Annotated in this window: 24 protein-coding genes; 19 read left to right on the plus strand and 5 right to left on the minus strand. The window is 63.0% G+C overall.

Annotated features, from left to right (window positions below; translation table 11 throughout):
* Positions 1-28: 28 nt before the first annotated feature.
* Complete coding sequence (locus ACTJKM_RS18255) at positions 29-943, plus strand: transglutaminase-like domain-containing protein (protein ID WP_058326484.1); 915 nt, start codon at positions 29-31, stop codon at positions 941-943.
* A gap of 400 nt (positions 944-1,343) precedes the next feature.
* Here ACTJKM_RS18255 and ACTJKM_RS18260 read toward each other — a convergent pair whose 3' ends face one another.
* Both ACTJKM_RS18260 and ACTJKM_RS18265 read right to left on the minus strand, forming a co-directional pair.
* Positions 1,344-1,736, minus strand: a complete 393-nt coding sequence (locus ACTJKM_RS18260; protein WP_058326483.1) for a YybH family protein — start codon at positions 1,734-1,736, stop codon at positions 1,344-1,346.
* A gap of 55 nt (positions 1,737-1,791) precedes the next feature.
* Positions 1,792-2,409 carry a TetR/AcrR family transcriptional regulator gene (locus ACTJKM_RS18265; RefSeq protein WP_058326482.1) on the minus strand — a complete coding sequence of 206 codons (618 nt, stop codon included), beginning with the start codon at positions 2,407-2,409 and terminating at the stop codon, positions 1,792-1,794.
* 119 nt (positions 2,410-2,528) lie between these two features.
* Between ACTJKM_RS18265 and ACTJKM_RS18270 the strand changes: the two genes are divergently transcribed.
* The 7 genes from ACTJKM_RS18270 to ACTJKM_RS18300 all read left to right on the plus strand — a co-directional run bounded on the left by ACTJKM_RS18270 (position 2,529) and on the right by ACTJKM_RS18300 (position 9,750).
* Positions 2,529-3,623 (plus strand): polyamine ABC transporter substrate-binding protein, encoded by a 1,095-nt coding sequence (locus tag ACTJKM_RS18270; protein WP_058326499.1) that lies wholly within the window; start codon positions 2,529-2,531, stop codon positions 3,621-3,623.
* 104 nt (positions 3,624-3,727) lie between these two features.
* On the plus strand, positions 3,728-4,612 hold the full coding sequence (locus ACTJKM_RS18275; RefSeq protein ID WP_058326481.1) for an ABC transporter permease: 885 nt from the start codon (positions 3,728-3,730) through the stop codon (positions 4,610-4,612).
* A 2-nt stretch (positions 4,613-4,614) separates the two neighbouring features.
* Positions 4,615-5,406: an ABC transporter permease gene (locus tag ACTJKM_RS18280; RefSeq protein ID WP_058326480.1), complete on the plus strand. Its 792-nt coding sequence runs from the start codon at positions 4,615-4,617 to the stop codon at positions 5,404-5,406.
* Positions 5,403-6,503, plus strand: a complete 1,101-nt coding sequence (locus ACTJKM_RS18285; RefSeq protein WP_058326479.1) for an ABC transporter ATP-binding protein — start codon at positions 5,403-5,405, stop codon at positions 6,501-6,503. The genes ACTJKM_RS18280 and ACTJKM_RS18285 overlap by 4 nt, the downstream gene beginning before the upstream one ends.
* 4 nt (positions 6,504-6,507) lie before the next feature.
* Positions 6,508-7,242, plus strand: a complete 735-nt coding sequence (locus ACTJKM_RS18290; RefSeq protein ID WP_058326478.1) for an MBL fold metallo-hydrolase — start codon at positions 6,508-6,510, stop codon at positions 7,240-7,242.
* Positions 7,243-7,258: 16 nt separating this feature from the next.
* On the plus strand, positions 7,259-8,692 hold the full coding sequence (locus ACTJKM_RS18295) for an aldehyde dehydrogenase family protein (protein WP_058326477.1): 1,434 nt from the start codon (positions 7,259-7,261) through the stop codon (positions 8,690-8,692).
* Positions 8,693-8,904: 212 nt separating this feature from the next.
* Positions 8,905-9,750: a DMT family transporter gene (locus ACTJKM_RS18300; RefSeq protein WP_082615760.1), complete on the plus strand. Its 846-nt coding sequence runs from the start codon at positions 8,905-8,907 to the stop codon at positions 9,748-9,750.
* Between the two features lie 24 nt (positions 9,751-9,774).
* Here ACTJKM_RS18300 and ACTJKM_RS18305 read toward each other — a convergent pair whose 3' ends face one another.
* Together ACTJKM_RS18305 and ACTJKM_RS18310 are read right to left on the minus strand one after the other, a co-directional pair.
* Positions 9,775-10,953, minus strand: coding sequence for an aminotransferase (locus tag ACTJKM_RS18305; protein WP_057249000.1), 1,179 nt, complete (start codon positions 10,951-10,953; stop codon positions 9,775-9,777).
* An 80-nt stretch (positions 10,954-11,033) separates the two neighbouring features.
* Positions 11,034-12,080 (minus strand): LysR substrate-binding domain-containing protein, encoded by a 1,047-nt coding sequence (locus ACTJKM_RS18310; protein ID WP_057249123.1) that lies wholly within the window; start codon positions 12,078-12,080, stop codon positions 11,034-11,036.
* Positions 12,081-12,303: 223 nt separating this feature from the next.
* Here ACTJKM_RS18310 and speB point away from each other — a divergent pair, with 223 nt between their 5' ends.
* The 11 genes from speB (at position 12,304) to ACTJKM_RS18365 (ending at position 22,313) form a co-directional block, all read left to right on the plus strand.
* On the plus strand, positions 12,304-13,365 hold the full coding sequence (speB, locus tag ACTJKM_RS18315) for an agmatinase (protein WP_058326476.1): 1,062 nt from the start codon (positions 12,304-12,306) through the stop codon (positions 13,363-13,365).
* Positions 13,366-13,451: 86 nt separating this feature from the next.
* On the plus strand, positions 13,452-14,246 hold the full coding sequence (locus ACTJKM_RS18320) for a transporter substrate-binding domain-containing protein (protein ID WP_057249002.1): 795 nt from the start codon (positions 13,452-13,454) through the stop codon (positions 14,244-14,246).
* A gap of 61 nt (positions 14,247-14,307) precedes the next feature.
* On the plus strand, positions 14,308-14,976 hold the full coding sequence (locus ACTJKM_RS18325; RefSeq protein WP_057249003.1) for an amino acid ABC transporter permease: 669 nt from the start codon (positions 14,308-14,310) through the stop codon (positions 14,974-14,976).
* Entirely contained in the window at positions 14,973-15,620 is a 648-nt protein-coding gene (locus ACTJKM_RS18330; protein WP_058326475.1) for an amino acid ABC transporter permease, read from the plus strand. Before ACTJKM_RS18325 ends, ACTJKM_RS18330 begins: the two co-directional genes overlap by 4 nt.
* 110 nt (positions 15,621-15,730) lie before the next feature.
* Positions 15,731-16,810 (plus strand): ABC transporter substrate-binding protein, encoded by a 1,080-nt coding sequence (locus ACTJKM_RS18335; RefSeq protein WP_058326474.1) that lies wholly within the window; start codon positions 15,731-15,733, stop codon positions 16,808-16,810.
* A 121-nt stretch (positions 16,811-16,931) separates the two neighbouring features.
* Positions 16,932-17,969 (plus strand): ABC transporter ATP-binding protein, encoded by a 1,038-nt coding sequence (locus ACTJKM_RS18340; protein WP_440637798.1) that lies wholly within the window; start codon positions 16,932-16,934, stop codon positions 17,967-17,969.
* Positions 17,966-18,820 carry an ABC transporter permease gene (locus tag ACTJKM_RS18345; protein ID WP_057249007.1) on the plus strand — a complete coding sequence of 285 codons (855 nt, stop codon included), beginning with the start codon at positions 17,966-17,968 and terminating at the stop codon, positions 18,818-18,820. Before ACTJKM_RS18340 ends, ACTJKM_RS18345 begins: the two co-directional genes overlap by 4 nt.
* Complete coding sequence (locus ACTJKM_RS18350; RefSeq protein WP_057249008.1) at positions 18,817-19,617, plus strand: ABC transporter permease; 801 nt, start codon at positions 18,817-18,819, stop codon at positions 19,615-19,617. The genes ACTJKM_RS18345 and ACTJKM_RS18350 overlap by 4 nt, the downstream gene beginning before the upstream one ends.
* The gene (locus ACTJKM_RS18355) at positions 19,614-20,393 is read left to right on the plus strand and encodes a carbon-nitrogen hydrolase family protein (protein ID WP_440660717.1); all 780 of its coding nucleotides are present in this window, start codon (positions 19,614-19,616) and stop codon (positions 20,391-20,393) included. The genes ACTJKM_RS18350 and ACTJKM_RS18355 overlap by 4 nt, the downstream gene beginning before the upstream one ends.
* Positions 20,394-20,573: 180 nt before the next feature.
* On the plus strand, positions 20,574-21,527 hold the full coding sequence (locus ACTJKM_RS18360; RefSeq protein WP_058326472.1) for a ring-cleaving dioxygenase: 954 nt from the start codon (positions 20,574-20,576) through the stop codon (positions 21,525-21,527).
* Positions 21,528-21,749: 222 nt separating this feature from the next.
* A complete protein-coding gene (locus tag ACTJKM_RS18365) occupies positions 21,750-22,313 on the plus strand; it encodes an NADPH-dependent FMN reductase (protein WP_057249011.1) in 564 nt (187 codons plus the stop codon).
* A 144-nt stretch (positions 22,314-22,457) separates the two neighbouring features.
* Here ACTJKM_RS18365 and ACTJKM_RS18370 read toward each other — a convergent pair whose 3' ends face one another.
* The gene (locus tag ACTJKM_RS18370; RefSeq protein ID WP_058326471.1) at positions 22,458-24,014 is read right to left on the minus strand and encodes a VOC family protein; all 1,557 of its coding nucleotides are present in this window, start codon (positions 24,012-24,014) and stop codon (positions 22,458-22,460) included.
* Positions 24,015-24,099: the final 85 nt, after the last annotated feature.

Raw genomic sequence — 24,099 nt, forward strand, 5'->3', positions numbered from 1 at the left:
CCCGATTGATTTCCTGGGAGGCCTCGAGATGTTCGTGCGCTTTGGCTATGAAATCGGCATTCGTTGCCCGCAACCGACCCCGATGATGACCTATCTTTCCGTCGTGCCGGAACGGCGCGCAACTCTTCGGCGCGAACATGGGCCGGTTTCCATGCCAATCGTGAAGATGGAAGAGATCACCGATCCGCATGGCAATACATGTTTCCGGATGACCGTGCCCGAAGGCGACTTCAAGCTCTCCTATGACGCGGTGATTGAGGATGACGGCAGGCTCGACGCCTCCGATCCGCTGGCCGATGCTGTGCCGGTCGAAAACCTGCCGGCCGCTTGGCTACCCTATCTCGCGGCCAGCCGTTACTGCGAAACGGATCGGCTCGGTACGCTCGCGTGGCGACTGTTCGGAGATGTGCCTGCCGGTTGGCAGCGCGTGCAGGCGATTTGCGACTATGTGCATGAGCGCCTGGTCTTCAGCTACGGCTATGCCCAGGCAATGCGCACCGCGCTCGAAGCCCATGAGGATCGCGTCGGCGTCAGCCGCGACTATGCGCATCTGGCGATCACCTTCTGCCGCTGCATGAACATGCCGGCGCGCTATGTGAACGGCTACATGGCCGACATCCCGAAGAGCGATCATCCGGCGCCGATGGATTTCAACGCGTGGTTCGAAGTCTTTCTTGGAGATCGCTGGCATACGTTCGACGCCAAGAACAATCAGCGACGGGCAGGGCGGATTGTGGTCGCTCGCGGCCGTGACGCGGCCGACATTCCGCTGATCCAGACTTTCGGTAAACACGAACTGACCGCCTTCACCGTCTGGACCTGTGTCGAGGCCGACAGTGCGCTTACGCGCTCGCATCACGGCTCCGATGTTTCGTTGCTGACCCCGTGGTTCAGCGAAACCTGGTCGAAACACCTCCTGGACCGCGACCGCAATCGCCATTAACGACGGCGGTTTCGCCGAACCGATTTTTTACGACATGCGCATTTAGCGGAAAATAATATCTATAAACTCAATCGATAATATAGGAGAACAAGAGAGAAGGCGGACGATGATCCGCTACTGCATGTTTCCTTTAATCGATCCGATTAAAGGACAAAAACATGCAGCAATTCAAAGTGCTACAGCGACCTTTGCGCGTCTGATAAGACGCGCGGCGCTGTAGTGAACGACGGAGAGACGCGATGAACGCTTCGAGACCGATGGTCCAATCCCGATACGCGGCTTACGCATCAGCACCCCAGCGCCGGTCGTTCGTCCATCTGGTCCCGCACGCTATTGCAATCGTGGCCGCATTCTCCTTCGTCAGCGCCGTCGTCGTGGGCGCTTTCTGATCTTTCTTGATTCAGCTTTGGCGAGACAGATGTTCGTGCACGGCGATCCAATCGCCTGACGATGCCCGCCGGAACACGATCGTTTCCCGTTCGTCCGCCGTCGCCGGTTCGCCTTTGAATTCCAGTTCCGTCTCGACGCGGTGCGTGAAGACCGCGACGTCACCCACCGCCTGGACATGCCGTTCGCTCGACCGGCAGCTGCGAACGCGAAAGCCGTCCCGCTCCTCCCATAGCGACCATTCCGCCTCATAAGCCGCACGGCTCAGAAGCGGCCGGTCCAGCGTGTGGAAGATGAAGGTGGCATCCGGCGCGAAGGCCGAAAAGTAGGAAGTGCGGTCGTGCCGCGCGAAGGCGGCAACCAGCCGGTCGGCGGCGGAAAGCACCGACTGTTCGAGATCCTGCATCGTGTTTCCTCTTTTATCCGGGCGCAGATTTGCTCCGGTCGTGTTTTTGTGATGGTCAGCGGGCCGCGATCAGTGTCGCGAGCGGACGGTTCTGGCGGGAAACGCGGGCCTTCAGGTCGTCGAGCGTCATTGGTTCCCGCTTGGCGAACTCGGTGAACATCATATTGAGATTGTTGAAGAACATCTCGCCGACCGCCTCGGCGTCGATATCGAGCGCGACGACACCCTTGGCCTTCAGCTTGAGGATCAGGGTCGAGATCTGATCGCAGAGCCGGCGGTCGAGTTCCGTGTAGCGCTTGCTGAACGGGCTCTCCGGCTGCTGGATGGCGATCGCCATTGCGGTGCGCCACATCTCCTTGCTGAGATAAATGAGCGAGTGGTCGTAATATTCGCCGATCAGCGTGTCCAGGGCACCCATGACGGAGGCGGGCGGGTTGTCGACGATCGAGCGGCCGGCAGTGAGCACTTCCTCGACTTCCATCGACACGGTGGCAAGCAGGATGTCGCCCTTGTTTTCATAGTAATTGTAGAAGGTTCCGACCGAGATCTCGGCGCGCTCGGCGATGTCCTCGATGCGCGCGCTGTCATAGCCGACTTCGCGAAAGAGCACGGCGGCGGCGTCAAGAATCCGCCGGTTCCGATCGGCTTTTTGCCGTGCGCGCAGTCCCGTCATCTGATGTTTCCCCGAATTATGAATTGGTTCAAAATTGAGATTGACTTAAAAAATGAATTCATTCAATCTTTTTTTGAAGACGCCGAAACGAGCGTCAAAACCATGAGGGCAACAGCATGATGCAGTCAGTTCGTGACGGTGCGCCCCTGCGCCGTTTTCTCTCCTCCAGCGCCGCAATCGCGATCACCACGCTGTCGGCGGTTGCAGCGCCTGCACCCGTCTTCGCCCAGGAAGAGCTCAATGCGCTCGTCTGGTGCGACCACACCGATCCGGCGCTGCTCGAGCCGTTCGAGAAGGCCAATGACGTCAAGGTCAACGTCAAGGTCTATGAGGGCACCGGGGCAGGGCTCTCGATCCTCGACCAATCGCAGCCCGGCGACTGGGACGTGCTCGTCATCGACGGCGTTGATGTGCACCGCGCCATCGGTCTCGATCTTCTCGCCGAAATGCCTGCCGATGCGCTGCCGACCGCCGACATCTTCCCGGAAGTCCGCATGGAGGCCAACAACACCAAGGACGGGAAGACCTACGCCGTCACCGAGAAGTTCGGCTACAACACGATTTCCTACGACAAGACCAAGGTCGACCCGAAGGACATGCAGGACCTGTCGGTCATCTGGTCGGACAAGTACAAGGGCCGCATCGCGCTTTATGACTACTATCTGCCGATGATCGGTCTCGTCGGGCTTGGCCTCGGCAAGAAGACCTCCGAGCTGACCGAAGCGGACATGCCGGCGATCAAGGAAAAGCTTGCGGCGATGCGCGCCGTGTCGAAACAGGTGAGCGACGTCGTGTCCTCGCAGACGGCGCTTGCGACCGGTGAAGTCGACATTCTCGTCGGCGGCGGCGAGTGGATCACCGCGGTTCTCTCGGCCGACAAGCCGAGCCTCGACTGGACCATTCCGGAGCAGGGTGCGGTGCGCTGGGCGCAATCGATCGGCGTCATGAAGGATTCGACCAAGCAGGATCTGGCGCTGAAATTCGTGCAGTACATCTTGAGTCCGGAAGGCCAGGCGCGGCTTGCGACCTCGTCCTGCTACTGGGCGATGCCGGCCAACGCCAAGGCGGGTGAATTCCTGAACGACCAGCAGAAGACGGCGCTGCGCTTCAGCGAGCAGGCCGAATACCTGAAGAAGACGCAGCTCTATCCGATCCCGTCGGCCGAACTCGACCAGCAGTTCCAGGACGCCTGGACGGAGATGCTGCAGCAGTAACGACAAGGGCGGATGCGATCGGCATCGCGTTCGCCTGATCAACGCCGCCTTGGCGGCGAACGAGCGCAAACCATGCCCCGCAACCCTTGAGCCCCGGGATAGCCATGGCAGACGCCGGAACCCTGACATCAGCGACAGCGCTCGAAGACGCCGACCGGCGCAAGGCCTGGGGCTTCGTTGCCCCGGCGCTGCTCTGGACCGCCGCCTTCTTCGTCGTGCCCTTCGCCTTCATGGCGGCGATGAGCCTCTGGAAGCGGGAAGGGCGGGAGCTCGTCCGCGTCTGGAACTTCGACAACTACGCGCGCTTCTTCTCCGAGAACGCGCTGTTCCAAGGACTGGTCAATTCGCTGGAAATCACCGTCATCGTGACGGTGATCTCGGTGCTGCTTGCCTATCCGCTCGCCTGGATCATCGCCGAGCGGGTGCCGAAGCGGCTGCAGCGCATGGCGCTGATCCTGGCCATCCTACCGTTCTGGACCTCCTACGTGGTCCGCTCCTATTCCTGGCTGCTGGTTCTGTCGAAGAACGGCGTGATCAATCAGATGTTCATGAACATCGGGCTGATTTCCGAGCCGCTGGAGCTTGCCAGCACCCGCACGGCGACGGTCATCGGCTTCGTACATTTCTTCGTCATGCTTTTGACGCTGACGATCTATTCCAACCTGATCCAGCTGTCGCCCAACTACCGCCGCGCGGCCGCCGACCTTGGCGCCAATGCCTTCCAGACCTTCTGGCACGTGGTGCTGCCCTTGACCCTGCCCGGCATCATGACCGGCGCGTTTCTCACCTTCGTGCTCTGCATCGGCGACTATGTCACGCCGCAGATCCTCGGCGGCAACAACGAGCTGGTGCTGCCGCAGATCATCATGCTGCAGCTTGGGCGCAGGGCGGACTTCCCGATGGCGGCGGCGCTGTCGATCGTCCTGATGCTGGCTGTCACCGTCGCTTATCTCGCCTGCGCCCGCTGGCTGAAGATCGAGAGGGCCTGACGATGCTGCGCCAGATCTCCGCAAGTGTGCTGTCCTGGTCCTATCTCGTCCTCGTCTACGCCTTCATCTTCCTGCCGGTCGCCGTGCTGGTGCTCTTCTCCTTCCAGGATGGCCGGCTGCCGGTGCCGCCCTTCAACGGCTTTTCGCTGCAATGGTACGAGGCGGTCTTCGCCGACCGCAAGCTGATGGCGGCACTCGGCAACTCGATGGTCGTGGCGCTCGTTTCCTCGGTCATCTCGGTGCTGCTCGGCTTCCTCGCCGCCTATGCGCTGGCGCGCTACAAGCTGCCGGGCTCGGCGCTGCAGCGCGGATTGCTGATCGCGCCGATGACGGTCAGCTACCTGATCATCGCGCTCGGCCTCTTGTCGCTTATGAATGCGCTGCATATTCCGCTGTCGTTGATGACGGTTGGGATCGGCCATGTGGTGATCAACCTGCCGCTCTGCTTTGCCATCATCTATGCCTCGATGGGCGATCATCACATCAACATCGAGCGGGCGGCGCGTGACCTTGGCGCCAGCGATTTCAAGGTGATGGTGTTGGTGACGGCGCCGATGCTGATGCCGTCGATCCTGGCCGCCTTCTTCCTTTCCGTCACCTTCAGCTGGGACGAGTTCATCATCGCCTTCCTGCTGTCGCGCTTCGACGTGACGCTGCCTGTCGAGATCTGGAGCATGCTGCGCTCTGGCCTCAACCCCAAGACCAATGCCATCGGTTCGCTGGTGTTTCTCGCCTCCGTCGCCGTGCTCCTCATCCTTGAGCTTTCCCTGTTCGGAAGGACGAAAAAACAATGACCGCTTCCGTCACGATCGAAAACGTCAGCAAGATCTTCGGCGCCTTCACGGCGTTGGACAACGTCTCCCTCGACATCCGGGCCGGCGAATTCATCGTCCTGCTCGGGCCGTCCGGCTGCGGCAAGACCACGCTCTTGTCGATCCTCGGCGGCTTTCTGTCGCCAAGCTCGGGTCGGGTGACGATCGGCGGGCAGGACATGACCTATGTGGCGCCGTCTAAGCGCCCGACGACGACGATGTTCCAGGACTATGCGCTGTTTCCGCATATGCTCCTCGTCGACAATGTCGGCTTCGGCCTCAGAATGCGCGGCCTTGCCAAGGCCGAGCGTGACGAAAAGGCACTGGGCTTCCTCGACCTCGTGGGCTTAGAGGCGTCCGCCGGCAAGAGGCCGCATGAACTCTCGGGCGGCCAGCGCCAGCGTGTAGCCCTGGCTCGGGCGCTTGCCGTCGACCCGGATGTGCTTCTGCTCGACGAGCCGCTTGGCGCGCTCGATCTCAAACTCCGCCGCCAGATGCAGGACGAACTGAAGGCGATCCAGAAGCGGGTCGGCACGACCTTCGTGCACGTGACCCACGACCAGGAAGAGGCGATGGCGATCGCCGACCGCATCGTGGTGATGAACCAGGGGCGGATCGAGGATTTCGGCCCGCCCTCGGAGGTCTACATGCGGCCGCGTTCGCTGTTTTCCGCGGGCTTCATGGGCGAGGTCAACTTCGTTTCCGGCCGTGTTGCGGCGGCGGATGCGAGCTCCGCCCGGGTTGAGACCGCGCTCGGCAGCCTGGCGCTGCCTGCTCAGAATTTCACGGCATCGTCGCCGAAGGCCGGTGACCGCATCACGCTCACCATCCGGCCGGAGCATTTCCGCGCCGACGACCGGGCGGAAGGACCGACCGTGGCGCTCGGCGAGGCACGGGTCGCCGGCAGCGCCTTTTTCGGCACCCATTATCGCTGCCATCTGCAGCCCTGTGCCACGGATACCAGGGCGCTGGTGGCGCATCTGCCGCAATCGGCAAGCGTGCGCGAAGGCGAGATCGTGCCACTTGCAGTGCGCGCTGCCGACGTCGTAGCCTTGCCCGCCACAGGCGGACATGCGTAGCACCATGCAGAGAATTGCCCCCAAGGACTGGTATCGCGTGCGGCGGCTCGACGACGGCGTCACCGCCATCGACGAGCCCTACATCCAGGAGTTCTATCGCTGCAACATCTGGCACGTGCGCGGCCGCGACCGCGACATGCTTGTTGATAGCGGCATGGGCGTGGTGTCGCTGAGGGAATGGGTGCCGCTCGTCACCGAGCGTCCGCTGACCGCCGTCGCCAGCCACACCCACTTCGACCATATCGGCTGCCATCACGAGTTCGACTGCCGCTGCGTGCACGCGGCGGAAGCGCAGCTTCTCGCCCATCCGACGCGCAAGAACACGCTCGCCGACCCTTACGTCGCCGACGAGATCTTTGACGCGCTGCCGCCCGAACCCTATGCCTCCACCACCTACGCGGTGAAGGCGGCGCCGGCGACGCGGCTTTTGGAAGACGGCGATCATATCGATCTCGGCGACCGGGTCTTCGACGTGATCCATACGCCTGGCCATTCGCCCGGCGGTATCGCGCTCTTCGAGGCGAAGACCGGCATCATGTTCTCCGGCGACATCCTCTACGATGGGCCGCTGATCGAGGACACCTATCATTCCAATGCCGACGACTACCTGGCGTCGATGGAACGGCTGCTGAAGGTACCCGCGCGTATCGTTCACGGCGGACATTTTCCGAGCTTTTCCGGCGAGCGTTACAGAGCGCTTATCCGCGACTGGCTTGCTGAAAAACAAAAGACAAACTGACGGGAAGGAGGAGCGAATGCTCGACAAACGCAAGTTCTACATCAATGGCGCCTGGGTGGATCCCATCGTCGCCAACGACCTCGAGGTCCTGAACCCGGCGACGGAAAAGCCTGTTGCGGTGATCTCGATGGGCACGGCCGAAGACATTGACCGGGCCGTGGCCGCCGCCAAGAAGGCCTTTGTCACCTATAGCCAGACAAGCGTCGAAGAACGGCTGGCGCTGCTCGAAAAACTGCTCGCCGTCTACACGCGCCGTTATGACGAGATGGTCGACACCATCACCATGGAACTCGGCGCGCCGAAGACCATGACCCGCGAGCAGCAGGCCGATGTCGGCGTCGGCCACCTGCAAGGCTTCATCGATGCGCTGAAGCGCCTGAAGACCCGCGACCGGCTACCGAACGGCGACGTGATCCTGCGCGAGCCGATCGGCGTCTGCGGCCTGATCACGCCGTGGAACTGGCCGATCAACCAGATCGCGCTGAAGGTGGTGCCGGCGCTTGCGACCGGTTCGACCTGCGTCTTGAAGCCGAGCGAATTCACGCCACTCAACGCCATGCTCTATGCCGAGATGATCGATGAGGCGGGCTTCCCCGCCGGCGTCTTCAACCTCGTCAACGGCGACGGTATCAATGCGGGTGCTGCCCTTTCCAAGCACCGCGACATCGACATGATGTCGTTCACCGGCTCGACGCGCGCGGGCATCGCCGTCAGCAAGGATGCGGCCGAGACCGTCAAACGCGTGACGCTGGAACTTGGCGGCAAGTCGCCGAACATCGTCTTTGCCGATGCCGATCTCGAAGATCGCGTGACCGGCAGTGTGCTCGAATGCTTCAACAATTCCGGCCAATCCTGCGACGCGCCGACCCGCATGCTGGTCGAGCGCAGCGTCTACGACCAGGTGGTCGAGATCGCCAAGCGCGTCGGCCGCGAGGCAAAGGTGGGCGATCCGACCAAGGAAGGCAGCCATATCGGCCCGCTCGTCAGCCACGTCCAGTTTGGCCGGGTGCAGGCGCTGATCGAGGCGGGCATTGCCGAGGGCGCGCGTCTGCTCGTCGGCGGTGCCGGCAAGCCGGAGGGCTTCGAGACCGGCTACTTCGTCAAGCCGACGATCTTTGCCGACGTCAACAATGACATGCGCATCGCCCGTGAGGAGGTCTTCGGGCCGGTGCTTGCGATCATCCCCTTCGACACCGAGGAGGAAGCGATCGCCGTTGCCAACGACACCAATTACGGTCTCGCCGCCTATGTGCAGACGGGCGACCCGAAGCGGGCGGAGCGCGTCGCTGCACGCCTGCGGGCCGGGATGGTGCATATCAATGGCGGACCGCACCGCTACGGCAGCCCATTCGGCGGCTACAAGCAGTCGGGCAATGGTCGTGAGGGCGGCATGTTCGGTCTTGAGGACTTCCTCGAAGTGAAGACCGTGCACGTTCCGGACGCTGCCTGAGCGGCGGTGGAGCGCCACGCATTGAAAATCGGCCGTCGCATCCAGCGGCGGCCGTTTTTTCTTTCGGGCTTTGTGGTAGCAGGGGTTGTCGCCGGCCGCGCCCATCTGATAGCTGCGAAGCGCTCAGGGCCTCTTGCCTCTGGCTACCAAGCCCCTTCCGGATATCTCCCGTGACCCACGCATCGCATTCCACAGCCCACAATCGCGTTGCCATGGCGGCACTCCTCATCGGCGGCGCTGCAATCGGCGGTTCGCCGATCTTCGTGCGGCTGTCGGAGGTGGGGCCGATGGCGACCGCTTTCTGGCGGGTGGCGCTGGCGCTGATCCCGCTGCTCGCGTGGTCGTGGTTTCGCGGGGAGAGTGCCAATGACCGGCGCCCGCAAAAGCTCTCGGAATATGCGCTGCTCATTCTGCCCGGCGTGTTTCTCGCGATCGATCTTGCGGCCTGGCACTATGCGCTGACCAAGACGTCGGTCGCCAATGCCACGCTGCTTGCCAACCTCGCGCCCGTCTTCGTGACGCTCGCAAGCTGGCTTCTGTTTCGGGCGCGTATTAGCACCGTCTTCGTCATTGGCCTCGTGACGGCCGTTGCCGGGGTGGTGACCCTCAAGGGTGGCCCGATGGCGCTGGGCGAGGGCAACCTCGTCGGCGACGGCGTCGCCGTCGTCGCGGCGATGTTCTATGCCGGCTATATCCTGGCGATCGGCCGGCTGCGCAGCCTCTTTGGCACCGTGCGCATCATGATCTGGAGCACCGCTTCGGCGGCGATCTGCATGCTGCCGATGGCGGTTGTCTTCGAACAGTCGCTGTTCCCGGTGACGGCCTTCGGCTGGGCGATGCTCTTCGGACTCGCCTTCGTCAGCCATGCCGGCGGGCAGGTGGCGATCACCTATGCGCTCGCGTATCTGCCGCCTGCTTTTTCGTCGCTAACCCTGCTCTTGCAGCCGGTGGTGGCGGCGATCCTCGCCTGGATACTGCTTGCCGAGCCGGTCGGCCTGATGCAGGCGATCGGCGGGGCGATCGTATTGATCGGCATCCTCATTGCGCGGCGCGGATAACGCCGCGCGCTTTCTGCTGACTTCTTAGAGGCCCGGCGGTGTGAAATTTGCCAGCCGCTCTTCGAGCTTGCGGATCGTCTCGGCGTCCGCATTGGCAAAGGCGAAGCGCAGGTAGTTCTCTTGGCCTTCGCCGAAATAATCGCCCGGTAGGCAGACGACGCCGGCGAGCTTTGCCAGCTTCTCGGCAATGAACTGTGAGTCGATATCGGGGAAGGGGTGGCGGACGTAGGCGAAATAGGCGCCGACCGCCTGCAGCTTCCATTTCGGCAACCGGCTCATGACATCGCGCAGCGCATCGGCGCGCGCGGCAATCTCGGCGCGGTTGGCCTGGCGCCAGTCGGCAAGCGCGGGGATGGCCTTGGCGACGGCGGCCTGGGCCGAGCGCGGCGCGCAGATCTGCAGGTTGTCCATGATCTTCGTCACCTGCTCGATGACAGCAGGGCCGGCGGTGATGGCACCGAGGCGATGGCCGGGTATGCAGAAGGACTTGGAGAAGCTGTAGAGGCCGATGAAGCTCTCCTGCCAGCCTTCGCTCGAAAGCAGGCCGTGCGGCGCGACGGACGCGTCGGGCAGGAAGTCGCGATAGGTCTCGTCGAGGATCAGCCAGACACCCTTGGCGCGGCAGGCCTCGTGGATGCGGGCGAGCAGCTCCGGCGGATAGACGGCGCCGGTCGGGTTGTTGGGCGAGACCAGCGCAAGTGCCCGGATGCCGGGGCGAAGCACTGCAGAAATCGCGTCGACCTCGGGCAGGAAGCCGGCACCGGCGTCGCAGGGTACGAGCTCGACATTGATGCCGAGCATCGAAAGCGTGGTTTCCTGGTTGAAGTAGTAGGGGTTGGTCATCAGGATCGTATCGCCCGCGCCGGCAATCGCCATCGCCGTGCAGATGAAGGCCTGGTTGCAGCCCGAGGTGATGTGAATGTTGTCGGCCGTCACCGCCGCGCCATAGAGCCCGGCGACATGAGCCGCATAGGCTTCGCGCAGCACTGCTTCGCCCTCGATCGCGCCATAGCCGGTATAGGCGGTGGAGGCGGCGGTCTCGCCGAGCCATGCCAGCATATCCGGATGCGCAGGATAGCCGGGCACGGCCTGCGACAGGTCGATCAGCGGGCCACGGGAGCCGTCGTAGGACTTCGCCCAGGCCAGCACCGAGGGCACGGGCGGCGGCGAGAGCTTTTCGACGAGCGGGTTGAAATGCGGCATGGCGGGTGTTCCTGCGTTAGATCACGATGGTTTGAAGCAGGATGCGGGCGGAAAACCGCGTACATTTTCCTCATCCTGCCTCAGGCCTTGGCTTTACGTTTCTGCGGGCGATCGGCGCGGCGGGCGCGGCTCGGCGCCGAGACCGGCTGAAAGCTGTCCTTGCCCGATTTACGATCTGTTGGCTCCAATTTCGAGGCCCGGCTGCGAATAATCGTGCGGGCCGAAGTCTGCAGTTCCGGCATAGGGTCGCTTTCGAGCGTCGAAAACATCCAGTCGATGAAGATGCGCACGATCGGGGCGGCCAGCACCTCGTTGCGGCAGGCGACGAAGAAGGCGTCGTTGGCAGGCACGGTCAGGTCGAAGGGGGCGATCAGTTCGCCGCGCGCGATCAGGCTGCCGGCGGTGATAGTGTCGCCGAGTGCCACGCCCTGATTGTGCAGCGCGGCTTCGGTCGAGAGCCGCGCATCGCTCATGAAATGCTGCCGCCCGCGCTGCAGGTCACTGGCATCGGCTGCGGCGAGCCAGGTGTTCCACTCGCGGCCGTCGTCGCCATGCAGCATCACGTGGTCGCGCAGATCCCGCACGGAGCGCAGCGGCCGCATGTTGAGCAGTGTCGGGCTCACGACCGGAAAAAGCTCCAGCCGACTCCAAAGCTTCGCCCACGCGCCCGACCAGTTGCCGTCGCCATAGATCAGGCAGACGTCGACATCGGGCGAATGCAGATAGGCCTCGTCATTGGAAGCGATCAGCGTCAGGCGCACGTCCGGATACTGTTCGGTGAAGAGATGCAGCCGCGGGATCAGCCAGAAGGAGAGAAGTGCGGGAACGCAGGTAATGCGCAGTTCGCCGCTCGTCGTCGGACGCGTCATCGCCGCCGTCGCCGCGGCGATCTCGGCAAAGGCATGGGTGACGGCCGGCAGGAGCAGCGCGCCCTGCGGCGTCAGCTTCAGCCGCTTGCCGCCCCGTTCAAAGAGGGCCGCCTTGACCGAGAGTTCAAGCGCGCGGATCTGGTGGCTGATCGCACCGTGAGTGACGTTCAGCTCACGCGCGGCAGCCGATACGGAGCCCCGTCGCGCCGTCGCTTCGAAGGCTCGCAAAGGGTTCAAGGGCGGCAGGCGGCTGGACAAATCGAGCGGTTCCGGCAATTGCTGTTATGTGAATTTTTCTCACACGAAACGCTATAACAATGTCAATTGATTTTCTAGGGGAATTGCCGCCTAATAATCGTCAACAAAGGCGAAAAAGCCTGGGGAACATGATCGCGCCGGACGAGCCGGCCCCATCCGCAGACAAAATTCTGTGGCGCCTCGCGCGCATGCCTCGGGCTATGGATGACGGAGGATTGAACCGATGGCCTGGGACGACAACAAGCTTGCCGAACTGAAGGCGAAATACGGCGAAAGCCATGGCGGCGAGCTGTTCGACCCCACCTTCCGCAAGGTTGCCGACAAGATCTTCAACAAGAGCGGAACGCGGCTTGCGCCTTACTCCGGCATCCCGACCTTCCTGACCGCGCCGCATATGCCGGTCGATGCGGAGAACCCGGATTTCGGCAATCTTCAGGTGGCGATTGTCGGCATTCCCATGGATCTCGGGGTCACCAACCGTCCGGGCTCGCGGTTCGGACCGCGGGCGCTGCGTACGATCGAGCGCATCGGCCCCTATAACCATGTGCTCGGCTGCACGCCGGTGCAGGAACTGCGTGTCGCCGATATCGGTGACGTACCGTTCCAGAGCCGCTACCGGCTGGAGCTCAGCCATGAGGATATCGAAAAGCGCATCAACCAGATCGTTGATGCCGGCGTTCTTCCGCTCTCGGTCGGCGGCGACCATTCGATCACCCATCCGATCCTGAAGGCGGTCGGCAAGAAGCGTCCGGTCGGCATGATCCACATCGACGCCCATTGCGACACCGGCGGCGCCTACGATCTTACCAAGTTCCACCATGGCGGTCCGTTCCGCAACGCCGTGCTCGACGGCGTGCTCGATCCGACCCGCGTCGTGCAGATCGGTATCCGCGGCTCGGCCGAATATCTCTGGGAGTTCTCCTACGAGTCCGGCATGACCGTCGTCCACGCCGAAGAAGTGACCGGCCTCGGCATTCCCGCGATCATCGAGAAGGCGAAGAAGATCGTCGGCGACGGCCCGACCTATCTCTCCTTCGACATCGACAGCCTCGATCCGAGCTTTGCGCCGGGCACCGGCACACCGGAAGTGGGCGGTCTCACGACCCGCGAGGTACTGGAACTGATCCGCGGCCTCAAGGGCATCAACCTCGTCGGCGGCGACGTCGTCGAAGTGGCGCCGCAATACGATTCGACGACCAACACGGCCCATGCCGGCGCGCAGGTGCTCTTCGAGATTTTGAGCCTGATGGTCTATAGCCCGGCCATTACCGGCAAGTCCGCCTGACACAAACGTTTGTCGGCTGCCGGACCGGAAACGGCGGCCGACCACCAGACTGCACAATCACAAAGCTTCCGGGTAGGGGAATAACCATGACGATCCATGCAAAACTGAAGACAGCATTCGCTGCCGCCCTGATGCTCGGTGCGGCCGCCGGCATCGCCAAGGCCGATGCGCTTGCCGATATCAAGTCCGCCGGCCAGATCAATGTCGGCATCTTCTCCGACTTCCCGCCCTTCTCCTCGGCCAGCGCCGACATGAGCATCAAGGGCTATGACGTCGATGTCGCCCAGCAGATCGCCGACGACCTCGGCGTCAAGCTCAACCTCGTCAGCGTCACCGGCCAGAACCGCATTCCCTATCTCAACGACAAGCGCGTTGACATCCTGATGAGCGTCGGCTTCTCCAAGGAACGCGCCGAGGTGATCGACTTCGCCGCCGCCTACGCACCTTACTACATCGCCGTCATCGGTCCGGCCGAGCTCAAGGTCGCCGGTAAGGAAGACCTTGCCGAGAAGACCATTGCCGTCAACCGCGGCACGCTCGAGGACACCTCGCTCACCGAGGCGGCTCCCGCCAACGCCGACATTCAGCGCTTCGACAACTACAATGCCGTGATCCAGGCCTTCATCTCCGGCCAGGCCCAGCTGATGGTCGTCGGCAACGACGTCGGCGCCCAGGTGCTGGCGCGCCAGGAGGCGCTGAAGCCGGAGCAGAAGTTCCAGCTTCTGACTTCGCCGTCGCATATCGGCCTCAACAAGAACGAAGACGGCCTGAAGAAGGCGGTCAACGACGTGGTCGCCAAGATGCTTGCCGATGGCAAGCTGAACGCGAGTTCCGAGTCCTGGCTGAAGACGCCGCTCAACCCCGACAACCTCAAGGACTAATTAGAGCCTGATGGCCGCGAGGAGCCCTGCTTCTCGCGGACCTGTTCGAAAGGTTGCGACGATGGGCTACGGCCTCAGCTTCGGTTGGCTCAAGGACGCCGCGGGCGCAATCGCCCATGGCGCGGCTATGACCGTGTTTCTGATCGCCTGCACGACGGTGCTCGGCATCCTGATCAGCATTCTCTTCGCGGCCGCCCGCCGCAGCCGCTATGCCGTGCTGCGCAAGGCCGTGGCCGTCTATGTCGAAGTCGTCAGGAACACGCCGTTTCTGGTGCAGTTGTTCTTCATCTATTTCGGCCTGCCGAGCCTGGGTATCCGCCTCGACCCGATCGTCGCGGCGATCGTGGCGATGACGCTCAACATGGCCGCCTATACGACCGAGATCGTCGGGGCCGGGCTCGATGCGGTGCCGAAGGGGCAGAGCGAGGCGGCATTTGCGCTCGGGCTGAAACCGCGACAGGTCTTCATCAAGATCATCCTGCCGCAGGCGCTGAAGGTGATCTTCCCGGCGCTCACCAGCCAGGTCATCATCATGATGCTGGAATCGGCGGTCGTCTCGCAGATCGCGGTGCGGGAACTGGCGCACGAGGCGGATCTCCTGCAGGCGCGCACCTTCCGTTCGTTCGAGACCTATTTCGTCGTCACGCTGATTTACCTCGCCCTCTCGATGGCCGTCCGGCGGCTCTTCGTTGCCGGCGGCCGGCGTGTACTGGGAGCCGGCGTGTCATGATCGAATTCACCTTCTGGGACATCCTGCGCAACCTGATATTCGCCACCCGCTGGACCGTGCTGCTGTCGGCCGTCGCCTTCGCCGGTGGTGCCGCGGTTGGGCTCGCGATCCTCGCGGCCCGCATTTCCGAACGCCCGTGGCTGCGCCGTTTCGGCTCCGGCTACATTGCGCTCTTCCAGGGCACGCCGCTCCTGATGCAGCTCTTCCTGATGTTCTTCGGTTTGCCGATGCTGGGCTTCCGGATCGAACCCTGGACGGCAGCCGCACTCGGGCTCACTTTCTATGCCAGCGCCTACCTCGCCGAGATCTGGCGTGGCGGCGTGGAAGCGCTGCCGCGCGGGCAATGGGATGCCGGTGCAAGCCTCGGGCTGCATCGGCTTCAGGAGTTGCGCCTCGTGATCCTGCCGCAGGCCTTCGCCATTACCCGGCCGGCCGCCGTCGGCTTCCTCGTGCAGTTGATCAAGAGCACCGCGCTCACCTCGATCATTGGCTTCGAGGAGCTTCTCAGAGCCGCCAATGCGATCAATAATGCAACCTTCGAACCTTTCACGGTCTATGGGCTGGTTGCGGTGATCTTCTTCGTGCTGTGTTATCCGCTGACGCAATATGCGCGCATGCTCGAGCGGAGGGCGCCGGCGCACTAGGCCACGGATTTTGGGGCGGATCCTGATCGCGCCCCGGACTGAAAACATGTAAGGAATCAAATACAACAGGGAACGAGGCGGGCAACGCCGAAACAAAAAGGAGAACGAGAATGATCACCACTCCCATCAAGCGCCGCACGCTGCTTGGCGCCGGTCTTGCCGGCGCCTCCATGCTGGCGATGCCGTCGATCCTCAGGGCGCAGGACAAGTCGCTGAAGGTCGGCGTCTACGGCGGCTACTTCAAGGATTCGTTCGACAAGAACATCTTCCCGGAATTCACCAAGGCGACGGGCATTGCGGTCGAATCGATCGCCGAGCCGACCGGTGAAGCCTGGCTGGTCCAGCTCGAACAGGCCGCCCGCGCCGGCCAGGCGCCGGCCGACGTCTCGATGATGTCGCAGGTGGCAATGCTGAAAGGCCAATCGACCGATCTCTGGACGCCGATCGATACGGCGAAGATCAAGAACGCATCGGACCTGCTCGATCGCTTTGTCAACAAATACCCGGATGGCCGCATTGCCGGCATCGGCGCCGTCTCCTGGTACATCACGCTGGTGACCAACACCGACGTCTACAAGGAAGCGCCGACTTCCTGGTCCGCCTTCTGGGATCCGGCGAATGCCGACAAGCTCGGCCTTCTGGCGCTCGTTTCCAACTCGTTCCTGCTCGAAGTGACGGCCAAGACCTTCATGGGCGGCACCAACGCGCTCGACACGGAAGAAGGCTTGCTCAAGGCATTCGACAAGCTTGCCGAAGTGAAGCCGAACGTTCGCCTGTGGTATCGCGACGAGGCGCAGTTCGAACAGTCGCTGAAGTCGGGCGAAATCCCGATGGGCCAGTACTATCACGACGTGACCGGCCTTGCCGCCGCCGACGGCCATCCTGTTCGTTCGACCTTCCCGAAGGAAGGCGGCATTCAGGATTCCGGTTGCTGGGCGCTGTCGCGTGCCTCGCAGAAGTCGGAAGAGGCCCATATCTTCATCGACTATATGTGCCAGCCCTCGATCCAGGCGACGCTGTCGCGTAAGGTCGGGACGTCGCCGACCGTCAAGCGCGAGGTCACGGATCTCACCGACAAGGAATTCGCAGCGGTTTCGTCCGACATCGAGCCGATCGTTCCGCGCTACGATCTCTACCAGACGAAGTCGGATTGGCTGAATCAGAAGTGGACCGAGCTGATCGTCGGCTGATCCTGCCTGCTCCCCGGTCATCGGGGAGAACCACCGACCTAACGACGGGGAGAGGCCTTGCGGCCGCTCCCCGCCCGAAACCCTCCCATGAGGTGGAGGGGACCATCCTCGCGGAGAAACAATGTCCGGACTTGCCCTTCAAAACGTCGTCAAGGAATTCGGAACCTTCAGGGCCGTCAACAATGTCGACCTGACGGTGCCGCACGGCACCTTCGTCTGCATGCTCGGACCTTCCGGCTGCGGCAAGACCACACTCCTCAGGATGATCGCCGGTCTCGACCTGCCGACCGGCGGCGCGATCCGGCTTGACGGCGAGGACATTACCCGGGTGCCGACGCACAAGCGCAACCTCGGCATGGTGTTCCAGTCGCTGGCGCTGTTCCCGCATCTGACCGTCGGCGAAAACATCGCCTATCCCTTGCGCATCCGCGGTGCGGCAAAGGAAGACCAGAAGAAGCGCGTCGACGAACTGTTGTCGATGATCCATCTGACTGGTTATGCGGACCGGCCCGTTGCCAAGCTTTCCGGCGGCCAGCGCCAGCGCGTGGCGATCGCCCGGGCGCTGTCGATCTCGCCGAAACTGTTCCTGCTCGACGAGCCGCTTTCGGCGCTCGACGCCAAGCTGCGCGAAGCGATGCAGGTGGAACTTCGCCAGCTTCAGCAGAAGCTCGGCATCACCACGATCGTCGTCACCCACGACCAGCGCGAAGCAATGACCATGGCCGACACCGTCGTCGTCATGAGCGGTGGCGAAATCCGCCAGGCCGCGTCGCCGATCGAGATCTACCGCCGTCCGGCCGACAGCTTCGTCGCCGACTTCATCGGCCAGACGAACCTGCTCGATGTTGCGGGCGACAGCTCTGGCCGCGCCGTCGTTCTCGGCCAGGCGATCCCCGGCCTTGAATTGCCGGCCGGTGCCGCCAAGGGCACCCTGTCGGTGCGCCCGGAAGACGTGCACCTGACTGCCCCTAGCGCCGGCGCGCTCACTGGCAAGGTCACCTTCGTGCGTGATCTCGGCGGCACGATCGAAACCTTCGTCGATGTTGCCGGACACCAGATCGTCGCCGTCTCCACCCCGCGTGAGCGACCGGAGGTCACCGTCGGCCAGGAGGTCGGCATCGCGCTCACCCCCGATGTCTGCGTGGTGCTGAAGAAATGAGACGCGAACCGCCCCAGACCCTTGGTGACTACCTGCCGCTTCTCTTTCCTGCGGCGATGCTGACGATCTTCTTCGTCGTGCCCTTCGGCACGATGATCGCCGTCAGCTTCTTCCAGCGCCAGCAGGGCGGCTTCTATACGCCGGCGTTCGTCTTCGACAATTACGCCCGCTTCCTCTCGGTCTTCTTCGGCGGCGTGCTCGGCTTCTCGCTGATGCTCGCCATCATCGTGGCGATCTGCTGCGTCGTGCTCGCCTTGCCCTTCACCTACATGCTGACGCGCATGGCGCGGAAGGTGCAGGTCGTCTGGCTGGTGGCGCTTCTCTCGATCCTGTCGCTGTCGGAAGTCATCATCGGCTTTGCCTGGTCGACGCTGTTTTCGCGCACCGCCGGCATCACCAATATCCTGGTCGCGCTCGGCATCATGGCCGAGGCCAAGGCATTGACGCCGAGCTTCGGCGCGGTGCTGACCGGCATGGTCTACCAGGCCTTCCCCTATACGGTGCTGGTGCTTTTCCCGGCGCTCGTGCGCCTCGATCCGACCCTGACGGAAGCGGCGCGCACGCTCGGCGCCTCGCCGCTGAAAGCCTTCTTCACGGTGGTCGTGCCGGCTCTTCGCAACACCATCACAGCCACCTTGATCATGGTCTTCATCTTCGCGCTGGGCTCCTATCTGTTGCCGCAGCTTCTCGGCCGGCCGCAGCACTGGACGTTGTCGGTGCTGATCACCGACCAGGCGATCTACCAGTCGAACATGCCGTTCGCCGCCGCCATGGCCGTTTTCCTCGTGCTGGTGACGCTCGGGCTCGTGGCACTCACCGTGATTGCCGGACGCAAGGGAGAAGCGGCATGACCTCGATCTTCCGCAAGGCCTATTTCTTCCTGATTGGCCTGTTCCTGTCGTTGCCGCTGATCGTCGTTGCCGGCGTCTCGGTCAATCAGAAGCAGACGCTCGCCTTTCCACCCCAGGGCTTTTCGCTCTCCTGGTACGGCGAGATCTTCCTCAATCCGGAATGGCGGAACGCCCTTTTTGCCTCGGTGACGCTGGCGGTGCTTTCGGCAGCGCTTGCGGTTGCGATCGCGCTCCCGCTCTCCTGGTTTCTGTGGCGGCGTATCGCGCCCTGGGCGAACATCTTCCAGCTTCTCGGCGTCGCCCCCTTCACGCTGCCGCCGGTCATTACCGCGCTCGGCATGCTCACCTTCTGGGCAACCGTCGGCTTCTACGGCCAGCCCTGGACCGCGGTGGTCAGCCACGCGATCTTCTTCGTGACGCTGCCGCTGGTGACCCTTTCGCTCGGCTTCACCTCAATCGACCGCTCGCTGGTCGAGGCCGCTTCGACCATGGGGGCCGATGAGCGCACGATCTTCCGCACCGTCGTGCTGCCGTTGATCCTGCCCTATATCGTCTCCGGCTATGCTTTCGCCTTCGTGCTGTCGCTCAACGAATATATCGTTGCCTACATGACGGTTGGGTTCACCGTGGAAACGCTGCCGATCAAGATCTTCAATGCGCTTCGCTACGGCTATACGCCGACCATGGCCTCGGTGACGGTTCTCTTCGTCACGACGGCCGCGGTGATCTTCGGTCTCGTCGCCCGCTTCGGTGACCTGCCGAAGCTGCTCGGCGCCATGTCGTCGGATGGAAAATGATGAAGCTCGCCGCCTTCCAGATGCAATCGGTGGCGGGTGACGTCGCCGCCAATCTCGACCGCATCGCGCGCGCCGCCAAGGAGGCTGCGGCCGAAGGCGCGACGCTTTTGCTGACGCCGGAACTCGGGGTCACCGGCTACGGCGTCGGCGAGGCGCTAACGGCACTCGCCGAGGCGCCCGATGGTGCAATCGTTCAGCGTCTCAAGGCGATTTCGGCGGAGATTGGCATTGCGATCATCGCCGGTTTTGCCGAGCGCGACGGCACCGACGTCTATAACAGCGCCGTCTATGTCGATGGCGAGGCAACACCGGTCGTCTATCGCAAATCCCATCTCTACGGCGACTACGAGCGCGCAATCTTCAGCGCGCCGGAGCCGTCGACCCGGCTCTTCGTCCACCGCGGCGTCACCTGCGGCATGCTGATCTGCTACGACGTCGAGTTTCCGGAGAACGTCCGGCGACTGGCGCTGGCCGGTGCCGAAGCGGTTCTGGTGCCGACGGCGCTGCCGGCCGGCTGGTCCGGCGACTTCATCGCCGAGCACATGATCCAGACGCGCGCCTTCGAAAACCAGGTGTTCGTGGCCTACATCAACCATCACGGATCGGACCCGCTGTTTTCCTTCGCCGGCCTGTCGCGCATTGCCGCACCCGACGGGCAGTTGCTCGCCAAGGCGGGGGCAGGGCAGGAAACCATGCTGCTGGTCGAGATCGACCCGCGGGCCTATGCAATCTCCCGCCTTGAAAACACCTATCTCGGCGATCTCAATCGGCGTTGAGGGTGTGCGGGTTGCGCCCGATCTCGCTGGTGGCAACCATGAACTAGGTGCTTTTTCAGCGACGATGCGGGGGTGATTGTTCACCGTGAGGGAACGTTCCGTTCTTTATTGATCCACTGTCGGAAACGATCCGACATCCCATATGGTGCTCAACAGAAATGCCACGCTTTGGAGGCAATCATGAGCTTGCAACTGACTGGGATCCATCACCTGACGGCGATCACCGCGAACGCGCCGGAGAACCTGCGCTTCTATACCGAGACGCTTGGTCTGCGGCTGGTCAAGAAGACCGTCAATCAGGACGATACCACCGCCTATCACCTTTTCTACGCTGACGGCCGTGCCACGCCCGGAACCGACCTGACCTTCTTCGATTGGCCGGTCGGGCCCGAGGGCCGCGGCACGCACAGCATTTCGCGCACGGGCCTGAGGGTCGGCAGCGCCGAGAGCGTACGCTGGTGGAAGCGTCGTTTCGACGAGCTGAAGGTAACGGTCGGCGAAGTCTCCGAAATCGACGGACGCCTGTCGCTTGATTTCGAGGACGGCGAAGGCCAGCGCTTCCGGCTGATCGACGACGGCGGACTTCAGCCCTCGCATCCTTGGGAAAAGAGCCCGGTTCCAGCCGAACATCAGATCAAGGGCCTCGGGCCGATCACGATCAGCGTGCCCGACATCACCAACACAGAACTGGTCCTGACTCATGTGATGAACATGAGCGCGGCGCGGACCTATCCGTCGCCGGATGGTGAGGGTGAGGTCCATGTCTTCACGATGGGCGAAGGGGGACCAGCGGCGGAACTGCATGTCGCGGTCCAGCCGGGTCTGCCGATTGCCCGGCAGGGCGCTGGTGCGGTGCATCACGTCGCCTTCCGGGCGCCCGACAATGCGGCGCTGACGGAATGGACCGAACGTCTCAATGGCTTCCGCCTGCCGTCGAGCGGCGAGGTCGAACGCTTCTATTTCCGCTCGCTCTATTTCCGCGAGCCGAATGGCGTTCTCTTCGAGATCGCGACCGATGGTCCCGGTTTCGCCGTCGACGAGCCGATGGAAACGCTTGGCGAGAGCCTGTCGCTGCCGCCGTTCCTGGAGCCGAAGCGCGCCCAGATCGAGGCACGGCTGAAGCCGCTGGTCTAACAGTCTGGTCCGAACGACAAGCCGGGGGTTCGTCCCCGGCTTTTTTGTCTCTATCCCTCTGGTCCTGTTGGACATCGGTCGCGCACGGACCCATCATGACGGCTGTCGCGTTCTGCATCAGAGCGGGGTGAGGAAAACATGTGCAGCTTTCCGCCCTTAACCCGCCCTCACCTTGTCGAGGCGCGCCCGCAAGGACCTGTAGAGTAGGAAGGATCAGATCTCATGACGAAAATCCTCGGCATATCCGGGAGCCTGCGCAAAGCGTCGTTCAACACGGGCCTGATGCGGGCGGCCGCGGAAAATCTGCCGGATGACGTCAAATTCGACACCGCGACACTGCACGGTATTCCGCTCTATGATGGCGATATCGAAAAAGAGAGCGGTATTCCGCCGGCTGTGACGGTTCTGAAGCAGCAGGTGATGGCCGCCGATGGCGTCATCCTGTTCACGCCTGAATACAACAACTCCATTCCGGGCGTGTTCAAGAACGCGATCGACTGGTTGAGCCGGCCATCGGCCGATATCGCCAAGGTGTTTCGCAACCGACCTTTCGCGCTCGCCGGCGCCTCGCCCGGCAATTTCGGCACCATTCTCAGTCAGAACGCGTGGCTGCCCGTCATGCGCACGCTCGGTGCCGAGCTCTGGTCGGGCAAGCGGCTGATGTTGCCCAAAGCGGACACGCTTTTCGACGACGAGGGGACGCTGACGGATGCGGCTGCCCGCGACCGACTGGCAGCCTTCGTCAAGGCGTTCGCGGATTTTGCCAGGGCGGAAAAAGAAGCGTAGGCGGCTGACATCGTCGTAACGCGACGCTCTCGTCATCCTCGGGTTCGACCGAGGATCCACGATGCGGCACCGGCTTGGCAATGGATGCTCGGGTGAAGCCCGACCAGAGGGGGTGCCGGACAGTCGGAGGCGGGGCGGGGGGACTTACAGCCCCTTCTCCTCCAGCCATTGCTGGATTGCAGCAATATCAGGTGCGCCGATCTCGTGCCCCATGTCGAGTTCTGTCGTCGTCAGATCCGCGCCGGTGCGTGACAGCTCCGCCTTCAGGCGAGGCGCGAATTCTCCGTAGCTGTCGTGCTGGCCCGTCAGCAGCAGGATGTTCGTGCCCGAGAGATCAGGAGGCGGCACATCGTCGAGCACGAGCATCGAGCGCATCAGCACGACGTTGCGGATCAGTCCCGGATGCAGGAGCATCAGCGCGACCAGCAGGTTGGCGCCGTTGGAGTAGCCGATGAAGACGGTCTTCTCGAGATCGATGCGGTAGCCGTCTTCGGCTCCCTCGACGAAGGCAGCGAAGGCATCGGCCTCCGCGCGCACGTCCTTCTGGTCGAAGGTCGTCGGTGAATAGCGGCGGAACCAGCGCGGCAAACCTTCTTCGTTCGCCCGGCCACGAATGCCGACGAATGTCGCTTCGCGGTCGACCTGGTGCGCAAGATGGAGGAGCTGCGTCTCGTTGGCGCCGCTGCCGTGCAGCAGCATGAAGGTGCGGTCGTTCAGGTGCTCCGGATGGTAGAAACGGTGCACGAAGGGCAGATCCCTTTGCGTCAGGCGCGGTTCTCCCGGCAGTGCGAACTGCGGCATGGCGAGCAGCAATTCTTCCCTGGCGGCGCCGAAATGTGCGGGGACGAAGAGTTCGGTGCCGAGGGTTTCCTCGGGTTCGTCGACGGTGAAGCCGGGCACGTCGCTTGCCAGTTCGTAGAGCGAGCCGCCGGGCTCGCGCACGTAGAGCGAATAGAAGTATTTGCGGTCATGCGCGTTGATGGCGCCGGCGCCATCGCGTCGCAGGTCGACCCCCACTTGTTCCACGGCAGCCCGATCCGGCGCGCGGAAAGCAACGTGGTCGATCGTCCCGGTTCCAGGCGCAGACGTCCAGAAGCCAGTCGCGTCGCGCACGTCGATAACGTCGCCGGAGGCGGAGGTGAGGCGACGGATGGTATCGCTGGAGGCCGTTTCACTGTAACCGAAATGGGTCTTCAGGAAGCGAACGGATTCTGCCGGCTTCTCGGTAAGGATTGTGGCGCCGCGCAGGCGTCGGATCGCATCCTCTTCCGGGATATCGCGCGTGCTCCAGGGAGCCGTGGCCGAAACCGCCTCGGTGCCGACGAGCTTGACGATGACGCCGTCCGGATCCTTGAGGCGCAGCACCGGTTCGCCGAACTCCTGCGACGGCCCTGAGGTGGCGATGTTGAATTGCAGCGCCCGAGTCAGCCAGAAGCCGATGCTCTCCGGCCGGATAGCGAAGGCGATTTCGCTCGGCTGGCTGTGGCCCACCCGGCCGCGACCGCCGTCCTCCCACATCAGGAAGGTGACGAGCGATCCGGGCGAGCCCTCGGCGTCACCATAAAAGAGGTGCAGCTGGTTGGCGTCTTCGTATCCGCCCGTCCGCTTGACGAGGCGCAAACCCAGGAACCCCACATAGAAATCGACGTTTGCCTGGACCTTCCGGGCAATCAGGGTGATGTGGTGGATGCCGCTCGTCATTCTTGATTCCTCATTGGTCTCTGCTCACAAAACACGGAGCGCGGCGCCAGCACCAGAAGCGCTGCGGCGAACGCTGTGTTTACGT

This window comes from Ensifer sp. 22460 (assembly GCF_052044935.1).
Classification (GTDB): domain Bacteria; phylum Pseudomonadota; class Alphaproteobacteria; order Rhizobiales; family Rhizobiaceae; genus Ensifer.

Coding starts and splice junctions, on each gene's coding strand:
- ACTJKM_RS18255 (WP_058326484.1), top strand. CDS start 29: ATGTTCGTGCGCTTTGGCTATGAAATCGGCATTCGTTGCCCGCAACCG.
- ACTJKM_RS18260 (WP_058326483.1), bottom strand. CDS start 1,736: ATGCAGGATCTCGAACAGTCGGTGCTTTCCGCCGCCGACCGGCTGGTT.
- ACTJKM_RS18265 (WP_058326482.1), bottom strand. CDS start 2,409: ATGACGGGACTGCGCGCACGGCAAAAAGCCGATCGGAACCGGCGGATT.
- ACTJKM_RS18270 (WP_058326499.1), top strand. CDS start 2,529: ATGCAGTCAGTTCGTGACGGTGCGCCCCTGCGCCGTTTTCTCTCCTCC.
- ACTJKM_RS18275 (WP_058326481.1), top strand. CDS start 3,728: ATGGCAGACGCCGGAACCCTGACATCAGCGACAGCGCTCGAAGACGCC.
- ACTJKM_RS18280 (WP_058326480.1), top strand. CDS start 4,615: ATGCTGCGCCAGATCTCCGCAAGTGTGCTGTCCTGGTCCTATCTCGTC.
- ACTJKM_RS18285 (WP_058326479.1), top strand. CDS start 5,403: ATGACCGCTTCCGTCACGATCGAAAACGTCAGCAAGATCTTCGGCGCC.
- ACTJKM_RS18290 (WP_058326478.1), top strand. CDS start 6,508: ATGCAGAGAATTGCCCCCAAGGACTGGTATCGCGTGCGGCGGCTCGAC.
- ACTJKM_RS18295 (WP_058326477.1), top strand. CDS start 7,259: ATGCTCGACAAACGCAAGTTCTACATCAATGGCGCCTGGGTGGATCCC.
- ACTJKM_RS18300 (WP_082615760.1), top strand. CDS start 8,905: ATGGCGGCACTCCTCATCGGCGGCGCTGCAATCGGCGGTTCGCCGATC.
- ACTJKM_RS18305 (WP_057249000.1), bottom strand. CDS start 10,953: ATGCCGCATTTCAACCCGCTCGTCGAAAAGCTCTCGCCGCCGCCCGTG.
- speB (WP_058326476.1), top strand. CDS start 12,304: ATGGCCTGGGACGACAACAAGCTTGCCGAACTGAAGGCGAAATACGGC.
- ACTJKM_RS18320 (WP_057249002.1), top strand. CDS start 13,452: ATGACGATCCATGCAAAACTGAAGACAGCATTCGCTGCCGCCCTGATG.
- ACTJKM_RS18325 (WP_057249003.1), top strand. CDS start 14,308: ATGGGCTACGGCCTCAGCTTCGGTTGGCTCAAGGACGCCGCGGGCGCA.
- ACTJKM_RS18330 (WP_058326475.1), top strand. CDS start 14,973: ATGATCGAATTCACCTTCTGGGACATCCTGCGCAACCTGATATTCGCC.
- ACTJKM_RS18335 (WP_058326474.1), top strand. CDS start 15,731: ATGATCACCACTCCCATCAAGCGCCGCACGCTGCTTGGCGCCGGTCTT.
- ACTJKM_RS18340 (WP_440637798.1), top strand. CDS start 16,932: ATGTCCGGACTTGCCCTTCAAAACGTCGTCAAGGAATTCGGAACCTTC.
- ACTJKM_RS18345 (WP_057249007.1), top strand. CDS start 17,966: ATGAGACGCGAACCGCCCCAGACCCTTGGTGACTACCTGCCGCTTCTC.
- ACTJKM_RS18350 (WP_057249008.1), top strand. CDS start 18,817: ATGACCTCGATCTTCCGCAAGGCCTATTTCTTCCTGATTGGCCTGTTC.
- ACTJKM_RS18355 (WP_440660717.1), top strand. CDS start 19,614: ATGATGAAGCTCGCCGCCTTCCAGATGCAATCGGTGGCGGGTGACGTC.
- ACTJKM_RS18360 (WP_058326472.1), top strand. CDS start 20,574: ATGAGCTTGCAACTGACTGGGATCCATCACCTGACGGCGATCACCGCG.
- ACTJKM_RS18365 (WP_057249011.1), top strand. CDS start 21,750: ATGACGAAAATCCTCGGCATATCCGGGAGCCTGCGCAAAGCGTCGTTC.
- ACTJKM_RS18370 (WP_058326471.1), bottom strand. CDS start 24,014: ATGACGAGCGGCATCCACCACATCACCCTGATTGCCCGGAAGGTCCAG.